The sequence below is a fragment of the Pseudomonas sp. ML2-2023-6 genome (assembly GCF_037055265.1).
Lineage (GTDB): Bacteria > Pseudomonadota > Gammaproteobacteria > Pseudomonadales > Pseudomonadaceae > Aquipseudomonas > Aquipseudomonas kulmbachensis.
The window spans coordinates 3,531,933-3,547,471 of record NZ_CP146347.1; the positions used below are offsets into that span (position 1 = coordinate 3,531,933).

At 50.5% G+C, this 15,539-nt stretch carries 13 protein-coding genes and 3 pseudogenes; 11 read left to right on the top strand and 5 right to left on the bottom strand.

The genetic code is table 11. From position 1 onward, the window contains the following. Positions 1–17: 17 nt before the first annotated feature. Entirely contained in the window at positions 18–1,499 is a 1,482-nt protein-coding gene (locus V6L79_RS16150) for an amino acid permease (protein WP_169916599.1), read from the bottom strand. Between the two features lie 385 nt (positions 1,500–1,884). Between V6L79_RS16150 and metC the strand changes: the two genes are divergently transcribed. The 4 genes and pseudogenes from metC to V6L79_RS16165 all read left to right on the top strand — a co-directional run bounded on the left by metC (position 1,885) and on the right by V6L79_RS16165 (position 4,479). Further along, positions 1,885–3,060, top strand: a complete 1,176-nt coding sequence (gene metC, locus V6L79_RS16155; RefSeq protein WP_169916598.1) for a cystathionine beta-lyase — start codon at positions 1,885–1,887, stop codon at positions 3,058–3,060. 286 nt (positions 3,061–3,346) lie between these two features. Next, a complete protein-coding gene (locus V6L79_RS24760) occupies positions 3,347–3,445 on the top strand; it encodes a hypothetical protein (RefSeq protein ID WP_369782749.1) in 99 nt (32 codons plus the stop codon). Positions 3,446–3,635: 190 nt separating this feature from the next. Continuing rightward, a pseudogene (locus V6L79_RS16160) lies at positions 3,636–3,935 on the top strand (transposase); the annotation flags it as partial. 61 nt (positions 3,936–3,996) lie between these two features. Further along, entirely contained in the window at positions 3,997–4,479 is a 483-nt protein-coding gene (locus V6L79_RS16165; protein WP_169916597.1) for an OsmC family protein, read from the top strand. Positions 4,480–4,627: 148 nt separating this feature from the next. Here the strand turns inward: V6L79_RS16165 and V6L79_RS16170 are convergent, their stop codons facing one another. Together V6L79_RS16170 and V6L79_RS16175 are read right to left on the bottom strand one after the other, a co-directional pair. Further along, complete coding sequence (locus tag V6L79_RS16170) at positions 4,628–4,993, bottom strand: histone-like nucleoid-structuring protein, MvaT/MvaU family (protein WP_169916596.1); 366 nt, start codon at positions 4,991–4,993, stop codon at positions 4,628–4,630. Positions 4,994–5,334: 341 nt separating this feature from the next. Next, positions 5,335–6,502 (bottom strand): annotated as a pseudogene (locus tag V6L79_RS16175) (restriction endonuclease). 224 nt (positions 6,503–6,726) lie between these two features. Here V6L79_RS16175 and V6L79_RS16180 point away from each other — a divergent pair. From V6L79_RS16180 to V6L79_RS16210, 7 genes and pseudogenes are all read left to right on the top strand, one after another. Continuing rightward, positions 6,727–9,024: an AAA family ATPase gene (locus tag V6L79_RS16180; RefSeq protein ID WP_169916595.1), complete on the top strand. Its 2,298-nt coding sequence runs from the start codon at positions 6,727–6,729 to the stop codon at positions 9,022–9,024. Continuing rightward, entirely contained in the window at positions 9,021–10,892 is a 1,872-nt protein-coding gene (locus V6L79_RS16185) for a UvrD-helicase domain-containing protein (RefSeq protein ID WP_169916594.1), read from the top strand. Before V6L79_RS16180 ends, V6L79_RS16185 begins: the two co-directional genes overlap by 4 nt. 218 nt (positions 10,893–11,110) lie before the next feature. Further along, on the top strand, positions 11,111–12,076 hold the full coding sequence (locus V6L79_RS16190; protein ID WP_169916593.1) for a PIN domain-containing protein: 966 nt from the start codon (positions 11,111–11,113) through the stop codon (positions 12,074–12,076). Positions 12,077–12,170: 94 nt separating this feature from the next. After that, positions 12,171–12,746 carry a hypothetical protein gene (locus tag V6L79_RS16195; protein ID WP_169916592.1) on the top strand — a complete coding sequence of 192 codons (576 nt, stop codon included), beginning with the start codon at positions 12,171–12,173 and terminating at the stop codon, positions 12,744–12,746. Between the two features lie 480 nt (positions 12,747–13,226). Then, positions 13,227–13,469 (top strand): AbrB/MazE/SpoVT family DNA-binding domain-containing protein, encoded by a 243-nt coding sequence (locus V6L79_RS16200; protein ID WP_169916591.1) that lies wholly within the window; start codon positions 13,227–13,229, stop codon positions 13,467–13,469. A 12-nt stretch (positions 13,470–13,481) separates the two neighbouring features. Then, positions 13,482–13,805: pseudogene (locus V6L79_RS16205) on the top strand (LysR substrate-binding domain-containing protein); the annotation flags it as partial. A gap of 383 nt (positions 13,806–14,188) precedes the next feature. Beyond that, positions 14,189–14,488: a hypothetical protein gene (locus V6L79_RS16210; protein WP_169916590.1), complete on the top strand. Its 300-nt coding sequence runs from the start codon at positions 14,189–14,191 to the stop codon at positions 14,486–14,488. Positions 14,489–14,660: 172 nt separating this feature from the next. Here the strand turns inward: V6L79_RS16210 and V6L79_RS16215 are convergent, their stop codons facing one another. Both V6L79_RS16215 and V6L79_RS16220 read right to left on the bottom strand, forming a co-directional pair. Continuing rightward, positions 14,661–15,029, bottom strand: a complete 369-nt coding sequence (locus tag V6L79_RS16215; RefSeq protein ID WP_169916589.1) for a hypothetical protein — start codon at positions 15,027–15,029, stop codon at positions 14,661–14,663. A gap of 49 nt (positions 15,030–15,078) precedes the next feature. Next, positions 15,079–15,483 carry a DUF6957 family protein gene (locus V6L79_RS16220; RefSeq protein ID WP_169916588.1) on the bottom strand — a complete coding sequence of 135 codons (405 nt, stop codon included), beginning with the start codon at positions 15,481–15,483 and terminating at the stop codon, positions 15,079–15,081. Between the last annotated feature and the right edge of the window lie 56 nt (positions 15,484–15,539).

Genomic DNA, 15,539 nt, shown 5'->3' on the forward strand with positions numbered 1-15,539 from the left:
CTCTCATCGCTAATAAGCTAGGCCCCTACGTGACTAGGTGTACCCGCTCCTTCTAAGTCCTTTTCTTTTGAGCGAACTGCCCTCGACCAACCAAGCATCAATGCTCCTGCGACTAAAGGTATAGAGAGGACAGTATAAGTACCATTTGGATAGTCGAGCGCCAAGAGAACCAATACTACGAGTAAAAAACCGAGCGTCAGCCATGAAGTAAACGGCGCTCCAGGCATTTTGAATGAGACCATTTCCACCTCGCCCCTCTTCACTGCACGGCGATACATAATTTGAGAAAGAACTATGAAGGCCCACGTAGAAAGTATCCCCAGAGAGACCAAATTCAGTAAAAGCTCAAACAATTGAGAGGGAATGAGGAAATTCAAAATAACACCAAATACGTTAATGCCCATGGTAACCAAAATCCCCATATAGGGCACACCTTGAGTACTCATGCGCTTAAACATTTTGGGTGCAGATCCGCCCATAGCAAGTGATCTCAACACACGACCCGTAGCATACAATCCTGAATTGAGACTAGAAAGTGCTGCCGTCATTACAACAATGTTCATGACGGAACCAATTCCTGGGATACCAAGTGCCTCAAAAAACGTGACAAACGGGCTAACATTTGCACTGTAGGCAGTCCAAGGTAATACCGTAACAAGCAAGAATACGGAACCAACATAAAAAAGGCTAATCCTCCAAATCACACCATTAATTGCTTTTGGAATCACTTTTCTTGGATCTGCCGTTTCTCCAGCTGCTGTTCCGACCAACTCTATGCTTGCATAAGCAAAAATGACACCTTGCACGATGATAATCGCTGGTAATATTCCATGAGGAAAGACCCCACCGTTATCTGTTATCAAATGAAAGCCTGGGATATGACCAGCCACTTCATGACCCGTTGCAAAAAAATACGATCCAACTATCAAAAATATGCTAATTGCAGCTACTTTTATCACAGCAAACCAAAATTCCATTTCACCAAACCATTTGACACCAACCATATTCATTAGCGTCACTACGCCTAAAGCACTCAATGCAAATAGCCACTGAGGTACATCCGAGAACACACTCCAGTATTTCATGTATATAGCAATAGCAGTAATATCAACCACACCAGTTAATGCCCATACAACAAAATACATCCAACCCGCAACGAAGGATGCACGTTCCCCCATAAACTCTCTGGTATAGGACACAAAACTTCCACTACTTGGGCGATGCATAACCAGTTCGCCAAGGGCCCTTAGTATAAAGAACGCAAATATGCCACAAATTAGATACACAACTGCAAGTGCTGGCCCCGCAATTTGCAACCTAGCACCAGCACCTAAGAACAAGCCAGTTCCGATCGCACCTCCCAAGGCCATCATTTGCACATGCCGTTTTTTTAAATGCTTCGAATACCCACTATCTTGAGAATCGAGCCAGTTCGATGCATCATTTTTTTTGTCACTGCACTGAGTTGCTGTTAGGGATTCTATTTTTTGTTTTTTCATACTTCACCCAAGCGATTTATCTGCAGTTTTTATTATCCATAGCAATTCTTAACTTCTAATCCTTTTACCAACGAGATACGGAAATCGGCGTGTACTTGCGTAGCAGCAATAGCACGAAGCCATCCACTCCCAATTCAAAATCCTACACCGAGCGTCGATGCGATACCGACCAGATAGTAGAGTTTTGAGTCGCAAAAAATCTACCATCCACATGGTTGGCGTGTAAACTCTATTTTTTAAAATATCCTAAGACCATGTTCTATATGACATTTATTTATAGGCCAACCTAGTAGTAGACATTTAATAAAAATAGCTTTTTAATCCTAACCCTGCGTCACTTCTGTCCGCACCAAGCCACCAACCGCTGCAGGAATTGGATGCCCGTATGAAAAAATATAAAAACGTTCAAACCTTACTCGCCCACGCGTCTATCGAGCCTGAGCAGCATCATGGATTCGTAAATGTGCCGGTTTACCGAGGCTCAACCGTGGCTTTCCCTTCGAGCGCATCTATGCGCGAGGGGCGCCAAAAATACATCTACGGCCGATGGAACAACCCCTCCACGGAGGCACTTACTCAGGCCCTTAAGCAGTTAGAGCATGCTGAAGGCACAGTGCTTTGCCCATCAGGGCTATCTGCCTGTACGACTGCCATACTGTCGGCAGTTGGAGCAGGGGATCACCTGCTAATCGCCGACAACGTATATGCACCAATTAGAGCCTTTTGTGAACAAGTGGGTAATCGCCTTGGAATAGAGGTATCGTTTTACGATCCTACAATAGGTGCCGGTGTAGTAGATTTTTTTAAGCCAAATACAAAAGCCATCTATACGGAATCCCCAGGCTCATTGACTCTAGAAATACAGGACATACCAGCCATCGCTAAGGTTGCCCATGAGCATAATATTTTGGTCATTGCTGACAACACGTGGGGAACTCCCCTTTACTTTCCATCGCTCGAACTAGGTGTCGATCTTTCCATCATGGCCGCCACCAAATATATCGTCGGCCACTCTGATGCCGTTCTCGGTACTGTATCAGCCTCCAAGCGTGCATGGGAAAGCCTCAAAAAATTCCACTTCAACATGGGATTGTTTGTTAGCCCTGATGATGTAACCTTGGCACTTCGGGGAATGAGAACGTTAGATATTAGGCTTGAACGCCACTATAAAAATGCGACAACAGTAGCCAAATGGTTGGAAACACGCGATGAAGTTGAAGTAGTCTATTATCCAGCATTAGAGTCTCATCCTCAGCATCAATTATGGAAAAGAGACTTTAGAGGAGCCTCGGGCTTGCTGTCCTTCGTGACCAAACCTTCTTCACAAGCTGCGGCAGACGCGTTATTGGATAGCTTATCGTTATTTTCAATTGGCTACTCTTGGGGTGGATTTGAAAGTTTGGCTATGATTGCAGATCCCAAAGCCATCCGAAGTGCGACATCCTGGGAGATTGATGGGCACCTTGTACGACTTCATATCGGCCTTGAAGATCCATTTGACCTGATCGAAGATCTCGAAAAAGGTTTTGAAGAATTTAATTCTCTACGCAACAAACCATAATCCACTAATTGCTAGGTTAACCCTTTACAGGGTTTTCCTAGTTTGCCGGATGCAAAATTTCAGTCTTTGAAATTAGTCTTTGTCGCTGCCTGTCAACCCAAGTGGCGTAAGCCTCCGGCCAACTCACCTTCCTGACCACGACGCCAAAGGCGATGGCGCCCAACTAATTTTAGTGGACACCATTTCTAGTCTTTTAAGCTGGTCTTTCATGCAGCCACAACGCCTTTAGTACTTCAAATCCTTCAAAGCCGGATTCATTCAAGAGAGCTCCGAACCTGGCGCCTCGATTGCCATCGTCGCGCTGGGCCACAATCTCAACGCAAATCTCGTCCATAATTGGATTCGGCTGCAATCGCAAAAACCATTGCCCTGCAGCCTGCCTTGATTCCCCTGAAATTACCGTCGTCGAAGTCACGAACGGATATTACTGGAGCAACCATCTGCTTCGAAATCCCATATCCACGCGGTGCCTTCAAAATTAACTGATCAACCGAAAGCGCGGCGGCCTATGCGACCTTTCTGCGAGACTTGTAGAGATGATCCCCGACGCCATAAGGCTCGCCACCGAGCCTATCAGCAGAGCCTTGGATTACAGCCTGAAGCGCTGGACAACGCTGTAGCCCTACCTCAATGACGGGGCCGTACACATTGACAATAATTGGGCCGAGAACCAGATTCGACCGTGGGCCTTGAGTCGTCAATACTGGCTCTTCGCAGGGTCACTACGCAGCGGCAAACGGGCGGCGGTGATCATATGCCTGATCCAGTCGGAGCGACTCCACGAGCATGATCCGTATGCTTATTTGAAGGACGTCCTCACTCGCCTGCCTACGCAACGGGTCAGTGAGATTATGGAACTGCTACCTCGTCGCTAGGTGCTTGCTCAATGAGTCCGTTTTTTAATGGACTTTTCGAAAACTATCCCAGGAGGGAGCAATGGTAGATAAAGCGCACGAGTACGAAGTCCAGGTAACTTGGGCCGGCAACAACGGGACAGGAACGTCATCTTATCGGGGTTACAGCCGGGCGCACTTAATCGCAGTTAACGGCAAAACTCCAATCGAGGGCTCATCCGATCCCAGTTTTCGAGGAGACCCTACGCGCTGGAATCCCGAGGAATTGCTCTTGGCATCCTTATCTGCGTGCCACAAGCTTTGGTACCTTGGCCTTTGCGCTGAGGCCGGGGTCGTTGTAGTGGCCTACGAGGACAACGCTCAAGGAACAATGGTCGAGGAGAGCAACGGCGCTGGTCAGTTCACCTCAGTTATTTTGAGGCCCAAAGTGATCCTGGCATCGGGGTCTGAGATCGAAAAAGCTCAGATGCTGCACAAAATAGCTCATGAAAAATGCTTCATTGCTCGTTCGGTAAACTTTCCAGTCAGCCACGCTCCCGAAATATCGATAAGGCCAGCCACTTAGTTAACCAGAGATGGTGTCCGCATAGTCGAGCACCATCTCATAGTCTACGTAACTGCTTAGAGGAAATTGCCGGACGCTTACGACTCGGATTCTTAGCTCTACACTGCAAAAAAGGCCCTTAAAGGGCCCTTTTGCACTCAAACCAGAATCACTTGGCTAACCAAGACTCAACGGTGTCCGAGCCGTACTCTGCTTTCCATTCCTTCAACCCTTTGTGATTCCCACCTTTGGTTTCGATGACTTCACCAGTGTGAGGGTTTTTGTAGACCTTAACCTGACGAGGCTTACGAGAGCCGGATTTAGATTCGGCTACTGGAGCGCTACGGCCAGCCTGAGGATCCAGCAAGTTGATTACGTTAGACAAGCTGTAACCGTACTCAGCAAGCAGAGCGCGCAGCTTCGTTTCGAACTCTATTTCCTTTTTGAGGCCTGCATCCCCTTTCAGGGTTTCTAGGGCTTGTAGTTGCTCGGCTAGGTGTTTTTCGAGCTGGCGAAATTCGGCGAGTTTTGACATGCTTAGTCTCTACGTAGTTAGTCCCCTAACAATACACCAAACTCTAGAGTTAACCGTAAATCGTTTAGTTATAAGATTCATGAATGAGCGATCACAAAGACCCGCACTGAGGAGTCTAGGTTCGCAACTTTAATTTATTCGTGTCCTGTCAAAAGCGAAGTATTGAGACCAACCTTTTGAGGCATGGCGGTGTCTACGGAACCTGGCGCGATTCACCGGGTGGCGTGATCTAACTCCGCTAACCAGTCACGAAAATGCGTTCGTGACTGATCGTTCTAGGTAAACATAAGGACTTAGAACATGGGATCTACTGCTCATCTGCAATCACGGATACGCCTAGCTTAAGCACTTTCTTCCTCAGCCTGGAAGACCTCGATAAGTTTTTGATTGTAGTCATCCAGATAACTCTGAAGCCCATCTCGGTCGACCAACCGTACACCGGCTGCGCTTGCCAACTCCTTCGCTGACTTCGTGTAGTAGGAGTTGGTAACTACCATAGCCTCGTCACACCCGTAGAAGGCTTTAGCAGAAATGGCCTGCTGCACAGCCGCATTGCCTACAGAGCCAGAGTAATTCTTAGCTTGAATGACCATGTTTTTACCGAACCTAGTAACGAAAAGGTCTGCGCCCTGATCAGCAGTCTTCTTGGTCTCTTTAACGTCATAGCCAATGGTTTGAAAGATCTCGACCAGGAAGGCTTCGAACTGAAAACCGTCCATCGCATCCACCAGGTACATAGTGATGAACTGGTTCGGATTGAAATGCTCGAGCTGTGATCCCAGCCGCTCAACGAGGATATCGAAATAAATCTCCTCGCACAGGCTCAAGCCATTCCGAAAAGACTGTAGCGGAAGCAGCGGTACGCCAGATGTGGAGGCTGCTTGGGGATTGAATTGGACATTGGGAAATGGAACGTCATTTTCCCAGAGGTGGTAGTCAGAACAAGGCCAGGTCAGACCTGAACGTTGTCCCGGCCTCTTCAATCCAGGAACGTAAGGTGTCGGCAAGATCAGCTCGGATGTGGCGGGTCAACTCTCTCGAGAAGCCCAGGTAGGCAGAGTTGAATGCTGTGGTTTGCAGCAGCTTGTCCAAAAGAGATGGAAGCCCTTCAAGCTCGTCAAAACCTTTGCGAATCAAGACCTCCCTGAATAGCTCTCTCTCGCTGTACACACCATCCAAACGTGGGCCGGGCACGCCTGCGTCATCGCTGCTACCTGCGCTTTCGCGAGTCGTGTGAATGAAGTTCGTAAAGTATGGCTGCTTCAGCTCCGCGTATTTTCTCAATACGTTGTTCAGAAGATCGTTCAGTTGGGCTTGCTCTTTCTTCTTACCGAAGAAATCTTGAATCAAGCCTTTGGATCTGTATTGAAAGTCGGGATAAAACGAAGGATCCAGTGGAGTGAGGTGCCGCAACGTGAGCTCTGATGACGGCGAAACTTGGGAGCTCATGCACCACGGGCATGCTGTCTCGAAGGTAGTCCTGTTGCATCCGTTGCATTGGTAAATCATCGTTTCCGTTCCTTCCCAAGTCATCGCGCGCCTTCACGCACATCATGCTAGCGACCATAGCTCAGTGCCATCACTCAGTCCACGAGCTTGTTTCCACTGCACGCAGACGCACCAATGATGGCGAAATACCACCACGGCGATTGGAGTGCCGGGCCGGCTAAGCTAGAGTTCCAGCATCTATCAGCCGGACGCTCCGTTGTTGAGCAGTCATCAGGGAAGAGACTATGCAAATTCAGCATCTGGAAATCGCGAACTTCCGCAAGCTCCTATCCGTACGAGTCGACCTCGCAGCCGAGACCACACTCCTCGTTGGAGCCAACAACAGTGGCAAATCATCTGCGATGCTGGCCTTGCGCAAGTTCCTACTTTCGAAAGCGTCGATTTTCAGATTGCAAGATCTTACTCTGAGCCATCTCGCCACAATCGATGCCATTGGTGAAGCTTGGGAGGCTGCAGATGATAGCTTCCCCATCCCAGTCGCAAATGAATGGGCTGATTGGTTGCCAACGCTAGATATTTGGCTTGAAGCAGCTCAGGGCGAGCTTCATCACATCCGAGATCTCATACCGAACTTCGCCTGGAAAGGCGGCCATGTCGGTATGCGGTTCCGGCTGGAACCAGATGATATGCCAACGCTGTTTGTCGATTACCGCAAAGAGCGGGCACGAGTGAGGGAGCTTCAGCAGGAAATTCAAAAACAGGCAGCGCTAGGTACGCAGCCACCATCGCTTCCGCTCTGGCCGCAGAGCTTGCATGATTACCTGAATCGGCGAATCGGTAAAACCTTCAAGATCCGATGGTACCGACTTGATCCAGGCCAGCTAAAAGCTCCAGATCCTGCAACTCGTAAAGCTAACCCGCAACCGCTTGCGGCCACTGCAACGCCACTCGAGCGCAATCCCCTAACAGACCTGATTCGAGTCCACGAGATCAATGCTCAACGCGGCTTTGGTGACAGCGCTGACGAAGGCGTCCTAGAGGGAGGACATGGATCGGGCAGGAAGCTCTCGGAACAATTGCGAGCGTACTACAGCAGGCATCTCGATCCAGGCGATAGCCCAGATATTTCAGATTTGGAGGCACTCAGAGCAATTGAGGCAGCTCAAACCGCCTTTGACACTCGCTTGAGCACGAGCTTCGCGCCTGCGCTCAAGGAAGTCGCCGGCTTGGGCTATCCGAATAATTCCGACCCATCCATCCGAGTTTCCACCCGCCTCGCCCCTACGGACGGGATGAACCACGAAGCAGCGGTGCTGTTTGAATTGGATTCCGTTGGAGGAGCCCCTGGAGCACCGCCTCTTAGGCTTCCGGAGACGTCCAACGGGCTCGGCTACCAGAACCTCATCTCAATGATATTCCGATTGATGGCATTTCGAGATGAATGGCTGAAGAAGTACAGAAGCCCTGAAGAGCAAAGCGCTACTGGTGTTGAGCCTATACATTTGGTTCTAATCGAAGAACCGGAGGCCCACCTACACGTCCAGGTTCAGCAAGCATTCATAAAACACGCCTACCATGTGCTGTGCAGCGACCCATTGCTAGTGAAGTATCCGAACCTCAGGACACAGCTGATGGTGAGTTCCCATTCCAGCCACGTAGCTCATGAGATTGACTACGAAAACTTGAGATACTTCCGCAGACTTCCGTCCGGCATGGCCGGGATATCAATCCCAGTCTCTACCGTTTCGAACCTAAGTACAGTGTTCGGCGAGTCCAATCAAACGAAGGAATTCGTTACCCGTTACCTTCGGGCCCAACATGCCGACCTGTTCTTTGCGGATGCGGTGATCCTTGTTGAGGGGGCCGCTGAGCGCATGATGCTTCCACATTTTTTGAGGCAGCACTTTCGTTTCCTAGACCAGTGCTACATCACCATTTTGGATATTGGGGGAAGCCACGCGCATCGGCTCCGGCCCCTGATCGATGCGTTGGGTATTGTCACTCTGGTGATAACTGACTTGGACGCGGGTCTCCTACAGATCGGCAAACCTGTCGAGCGGAAGAAAGGCCAAACCACTAACAACCCAACCGTGCGCCATTGGATGCGAGCAGCAGGCCTTGGACATGATGTGGACTCATTACTGGATCTGACCTCCGACAGTAAAGCTCAGCAAATTGACGAGCTGTTTTCGATCAGGATCGCTTATCAGACGCCCATTACTGTCCGCTTACCCAAAACTGGGCTAGAGGTCGAAGCATTACCAAATACCTTTGAAGACAGCCTTGTCTTGAGCAACACAGAGCATTTTGCTAACAAAGCGGGACGCGGGCTGATGCGATCTTTCGCCAAGGCGCTACGTGAAGCAGAAACATCCTTAGAGCTTGGCACAGAGCTGTTCACCAAACTCAAGGATGGTGATAAGGCAGAGTTCGCACTACACGTTCTCGGCGATTCTGATTTCGCCAAGTTGACGGTGCCTACTTACATCCATGAAGGCTTGGCGTGGTTGCAGTCCAAGCTCGAAAGAAAAAGCAAAGAGCTACTGGTCATCCCTTCAGCGATTGTCGAGGTGACACCATGAGCCGGCAGCCGGAAGCTACTATGGATGATGTTCCAGATGCCGATCAGATCATTCAGGACTGTCTGAATCTCGACCATCCGAAGAGTTTTTTCCTATACGCCGGCGCTGGCTCTGGAAAAACCCATTCGTTAGTCGAAGCCGTGAAAATTCTAAAGAATAGGGAACGGCAACGACTGACTTTTGAAGGACGCCAAATCGCGATCATCACCTATACCAAAGCGGCGTCCGAGGAAATTACCCGCCGTCTTGAACACGACCCACTGGTGGTTGTGTCAACCATTCACGCCTTCTCTTGGCGGATGATTCAGGGCTTCAATGATGACATTCGTGAGTGGCTTCGGGTCAAGCTCACCCAAGACATTGGTGAGCTCAATGAGAAGCTTGGAAAGGCTCGAGGGCAAAACAAGACATTTCTAGCAAATCAAGCTTCAAGGGATAGCAAAGCTCGTCGCCTCGATTCCCTGGATGAGATATCCACATTCATTTACAGCCCTACCGGCGACAATCGCGGTAGGCAAGCCCTAAACCATAGTGAAGTCATTCAAATGGCAGCTGCTTTTATCCAGTTGCCTCCATTGCTGAATATTATGGCGGATTTGCACCCTGTACTCTTGATCGATGAGAGCCAGGATACCTATGGGCCTCTCATGGATGCTTTTCTGCGAGCACAATCCCTCATCCCTGACCGTTTCTGTCTCGGGCTTCTCGGCGATACCATGCAACGCATCTACAACGATGGGAAGGTGCGCTTGGAGGAAGCGATCCCTCCAGATTGGGCGGTGCCCGAAAAACGTATGAACCGTCGCTGCCCAACAAGGGTTGTTGATCTTATCAATGTAATCCGTGCGGGCGCAGACAATCATCAGCAGAAGCCAAAGCCGGACGCCATAGAAGGCACGGTTCGAATGTTTTGCACCCAACAGACACCAGGTCAAAGCTTCGGGTTGGAGGAAGACATAGCACAGCGCATGGCAGCCATCACCGGCGATACTCAGTGGGCAGCTGGTAAGGATGGAAGAAAGACCCTCATCCTTGAACACAAGATGGCCGGACGTCGAATGGGGTTCGAGGGTGTGTTCACACCTTTGTATGGGGTTGAGCACCTACGAACCGGGCTGTTGGACGGAACACTGCCAATCTTGAAACTGTTTTTCGAACGGGTGGCCCCTATTCTTCAAGCTACCAAAATGAACGATTTCAGTCTCATGGAAGCTGTGCGGCTTCAGTCGCCGCTTCTCGACCCTAAATCCATGAAAGAGGTGCCTGACCAGTTAGCCTTGCTTGAGAAAGCAGGAGACGCTACTGAATCGCTGTGTGAACTATTCAATGACAACGACCCCCTGATAGGAGACGTCGCTCAAGTCCTACTCCAAACAGGCCTGCTGGATCTCCCAGACCGACTTGTAGCAGCTCTATCGCTGGGCGCTACGACTGATGCCCCTCCAGACACATCGGATCGTGATGCATTAGAAACCCATGCATACCAGACTCTACTAGGGCGTCCCTTCTCGGAAATGGCTGCGTTCGCTGGTTATACCGATGGGCTTTCCCCCTTCGACACGCACCAGGGTGTAAAGGGGCTGGAGTTCCCCAGAGTCATGGTCATCCTCAATGACGAAGAGGCAGGTGGTTTCCTTTTCAGTTACGACAAGCTCTTGGGTGTCAAACCAGCTTCTGACAGCGACGTAAAAAATCAACACGAGGGCAAAGATGATTCCTTGGCTCGCACTCGTCGCCTGCTGTATGTCACGTGCAGCCGGGCCGAAGAAAGTCTCGCGATTGTGGTTTACACCGCTCAGCCTGGGATAGCTAAGCAGCGAGTAATCGAGGCAGGATGGCTCAAGCCCGACGAGGTCGATCTTCTGTGAAACTCACTACCAACGACATGAATTGTTTGACGGATGTACTGAAGAGACAAGTGGCACAGGGCATGGCTTCAGCTAGGTGATTAGGCGACGCAAACCTGCTTTCGGAAAGCTAGGCGCAGTCGAAGCATTCCAATGGATGTTTGACCTGCGCTGATCCAAAATCTGACAGTCTTCACAGCGTAATACGCTTACTACTTTTCAGGATTGAGACAGCGTTGATGCGATTTTTTTTGGATACAAACATCTGGAGTTACATCGCAAATGAGGATGCTGGCAGCGAACTTGCCATGCGCGCCCGGGCAGCAGGAGTTGAAATTGTCGTTTCTTCCGCTGTGGTGGATGAGGTACAGCAACTGCCGGTGCCGGACGCCCGCCGTAAGGTAATCCGGCTTCTTACAGAAAATGATTGGAAGCGCCTGATGCCGGAGGTGTTCAGCGAATGCTCTGAGGTCAAAGCAGAGATAATCAGGCTGCGGCCGGAATGGGTCATAGCCAAGCCGAACATGAGGGAGTTCAACCGAGTCAGATATGACTGGGTAAGGCGTACCGGTGGCTTCTGGGATCGTGCACGCAGGGAGATTGATTCCCCTCCAACGAATGAAAGCGTTCGACGGGAGCAAGAAGAGAACCTGGCTGTCGAGCAGTCATTCGCCATCAGAGAACGGCTGAAGAAAATCAGGCCTGGCAGTGAGACACATCTACAGCATGTCGGACACATCCCAGAAACCGGCACGCCAGGCTGGACGGGAAAGCCTGTGCACTACTGGCGCGTGCCCAGCCTGCATATGTTCAAGTCCGAACTGCAGATTTACGAGAGTGCGATCAGAGAGTGGCTCGACAGCGAGATTGACGTGCCCGCCATGCTTTCATCAACCGAGTCGATGAATCGGCTATGGCTGCATGAACTCGATCCCGCAGCGGTCCCGCGGCAATGGCTACGCGGGTCGTTCGAGTTTCTTCAAGCATGGCACAAGGTCACCACCGGCACGCCGGGCGACTCTCGTCTGGCGACGCACTTGGTTGACGCGGAAGTCATCATATCGGCGGATAAGAATTTCGTCCGGTTTGCAGAACGCTGTAGAGAAGAAGCGCCATTTAAGATTGGCAAGACTCTGCTTGCGAAGGCTAATCGCGCAGGTGTCGATGAGGTACTGCAATGGATTTCCAACGCAAACACACTATGACGTCCTGTCCCGAGCGTCCGGTGTAGATTTCTAGCTCTGCTGCGGGGATTCAGGCCCCGTCATCTTTCTAATCTGCTGTAATGAGGTAACCATTGTGACTGCCCCCCATGAACTGTCTGGCGACGAATATCAGCTTGAGGACTTTCTGCGAAGACAGCGTGCGGACTTCGACGAGCGCAGCTATTGGCTTCAACATTCGCTGGGCGCAGAAAGTCATTGGCTTTTCATCCAGGCGTATGACGCGCTGAAGCATGAGCTCTACCTGCCAGCTTGCACTGGATTTCTCACCGGAATCGAGGGCTCGCTTCGCAATACGATGGCTCAAGTGAAGATCCCTGCACGAATCGACAACGTTGACGATATCTCGCTGCTCAGTAACTCACTGCTGCGCCAAGCTAGGGCCAACGGCATGTCAATCGACGCCTTAGCATTTCCAGGTGAGCAAGATTTCGAAGCCAATCTGCCTACCCGCCAGAATGTTGAACTCGTCAGGGTTCGGCACACCCTGTGCCACGGCAACATTCTTGAGTATGTCCGTGCGCAAGATGATTTGCCGCCATTCTTCACACCTGAGTGCTGCCGTGACCTTGCCAATAAGCTTCACATGATCTCGCGTAACTGGGTGGCGAACCTTGGCGAGTACAGAAAGCAGATTGTCGGCCCGCAATGATTCATCTTCCAGGCCCGGCCTCTTTTGGCCCGAAGGAGCGACCTCTTCATTGACGCCACTCCACACCGCAACTTAGCGTTAGCAAGCAATGACTCAAGCTCCGAATGATTTGAACACAACCTCCCCTCTCACCGCCCGCAAGGTCTGCCAGATACTGACGGACGTCGCACTCGGTAAACGCATCATGACACGAAGATCCGTGCAGTCCTGGAGCGAGATCTATCACGGCCTCATGGCTGTGGAAATTGATGGCTGGCGACTCACACTCTTAAATGACTGTGACACCCTGGACTACTGCGAGTACTGCAGGTCGCCTGATGGTAGAGTCGGAACACTTGAACTCTGGCTGCGCGACGGATTTGATCCTGTCGAGCTAATGAGTTCCAGGGAGCGTGAACGGCTCGAACAGCTGCTCGCCGCGCTCTGAGCCTGCACGCAAAGCACGTTACCATTGCCGACTTTAAGCTATGGAGACCACACGTGAGAAAGCCACCGATAAAAATCATGATCGAAGAATGGGATGGTGACGGTGCAATCCGAATTCCCGATGAGGCGCTACAGGAATTGGAGCTAGACGTCGGCGACGCGGTGTATTTGATAGAGGAGTTTGTCGGCAATACACGCTGCCTTGTCCTATCAAAAACGCCTCAGATTGCAGATCGAATAGACGAGCTCACTGAAGCCTGGGATAGCGGACAGCTTGGTAAGGCCCAGGACAAATGAGACAGCCGTAATGTGCTTTCGAACTTCCAGCCCACGCATTGGAGTCTCGACGGAGAACAGTTGATCCTGGAGCCGATTCCAAAGCTGCGGTTCTCTTCGCTACTTATGGTTCGCGATGCGGCTATTGCCGGTGGTGGCGCCGCCCTCATTCCACAGTCCATTGCCTGGAACCAGCTTGCGCGTGGGGAGTTAGTTCAGTGGGGCACGGTGTTGGGTGTTGAACCAAGGCTTTGGGTCTTGCATACATCCAGGCGCCTTACTGCTCCCAAGGTTCGCGCATTCGTCGATTTCATGTGCGCTAAATATCCAGATATGTCCCTCATTCTAAAGGGATAGCTCTCTTTCACCCTGAGTCATACGCCCGCTTTTGGTCGGATAGGACTTGCTACGGCTATGAAAGAGCCAACCGCAGAATCGCAGGCATCGTAGTCAGTATCAAAATTATGGACATAGAGATGTTGAAGGCTAACGAATAACTGGGGTCGTCGGGGTAGATGTCCTCTAGGCTGAGGTATCCCATATCGAACTCCTAGCTAAGAATTTACTCGTTACATAGTACTGCCTGTACTCTCCACAAAGCTCAAAGACGCCACCGATAGCGTGTAACAACATTAAATTCGGCCCTTCGCGTCAGCGCCTACAAAAAACCAGCCAGCAGCAGGCGATATAGTGTGCGCATGATAACTTCAGCTCAGACATCACTGTTCTGAGAACCCAACTTGAGCACAGCCACCGTACACAACGATTTCAATACACTGATCAACGCCCCAAAATTTTCGGACGACCCGGTTGGTCGGCGTCAAATGAAGCGGTGGCAGATCATCGCGGAAGACATCTACAAAAGCACTTCAGCAGAGGCGTTGCTCGAAGCTAGAGGCAGAGCTGAAGGCTACATCCATGGCCTTGTGGACGCTGGGCACTTATCAACGAGAGACACCGATCGTGACCACCTCATTTTAAGCATTGTCCAACGGAGACGTGAGTTTTTGCAGAAACTGCTGAACGAGTTCGGTTACTGAAGAAGGGCTAACTGTGAATCCGTCCGATGAAAAAATGGGCTTCACTGGATAGCGGCAGTTTGAAGCGCTCCACACGTCTAACTCGGAGCGCTGCTGATCAAAACCGTAATAGCCATCCAGCGCTCATCAGCTGCCATGCAGTCATACCGCCACTACGCCAGAGATTAAGTATTCAATCTTCTGATTTGAGACGATCACCCCATCGAATCAATTCAAGAAAATTACGTCGCCCACCGCCGCGCTTGAAGCTACCAACAAGGTAATTTCCCTCCCCCGTTTCCAAAAGCCAGAAGCGTCCTTCTTTCCATGCCCTATGAATTTTTGTCGTGCAAATGATTCCGCCATTGGCTGTTCGATACACCTCGTCTTCCTGAAGGTGATCGAAGAACACGCCAAGGCACCTGTTGTCTATGATCACCGCATCGCTGATAAAAGCCGTAATGGCCACGGTGTATTTTCGAAGACTTGCCTGTACAAGACGGCTCAGCTGAAAATCACTGAGATACTTACTATGAAATTCAACTTCAATGATTTCAGGCATCCGGCCAAAGCTCCAAAAAGGGTCATTATGTATTTGTGCTGACCGTTGCCTACCCGGCCTTCATGGAAAAAGCAGCGCCAATGCTTGCCTCTTTTTTCAGACCTGAACCTAAAAGAAGGTAGACGGTACTGTTGGTTTCAAACATGCAGCCTTCAGTGAAGGATTTTCCGAAGTTACTGCGTACCCACATACCGGATTGAAAGCGACCTTTACTGTCAAGCACGACTTCGTGAGCGAAAAGCGTCATGGGAAATAGACCGAGGCTCGTAAGCTTTTCCCTTTCAACCGGCGTCACAGTGAGGTCGATCAAGATCCACTGTTTCACCACACAGAATGCTTTGCCTGGGAATGTCTTTGCAGCCAAAGAGATCAAGTCTTCTTGTGAGCCTTCCCAGCCGACAACCTCCTCTCCAGCGCCGTACAAGAGTTGCGAGACCTCTTCCAATGTCACCATCAAAAATCCTCCATCCCGTTGAGCTCGGCCAGCCACGCGAACGTGTCCAATAGCCA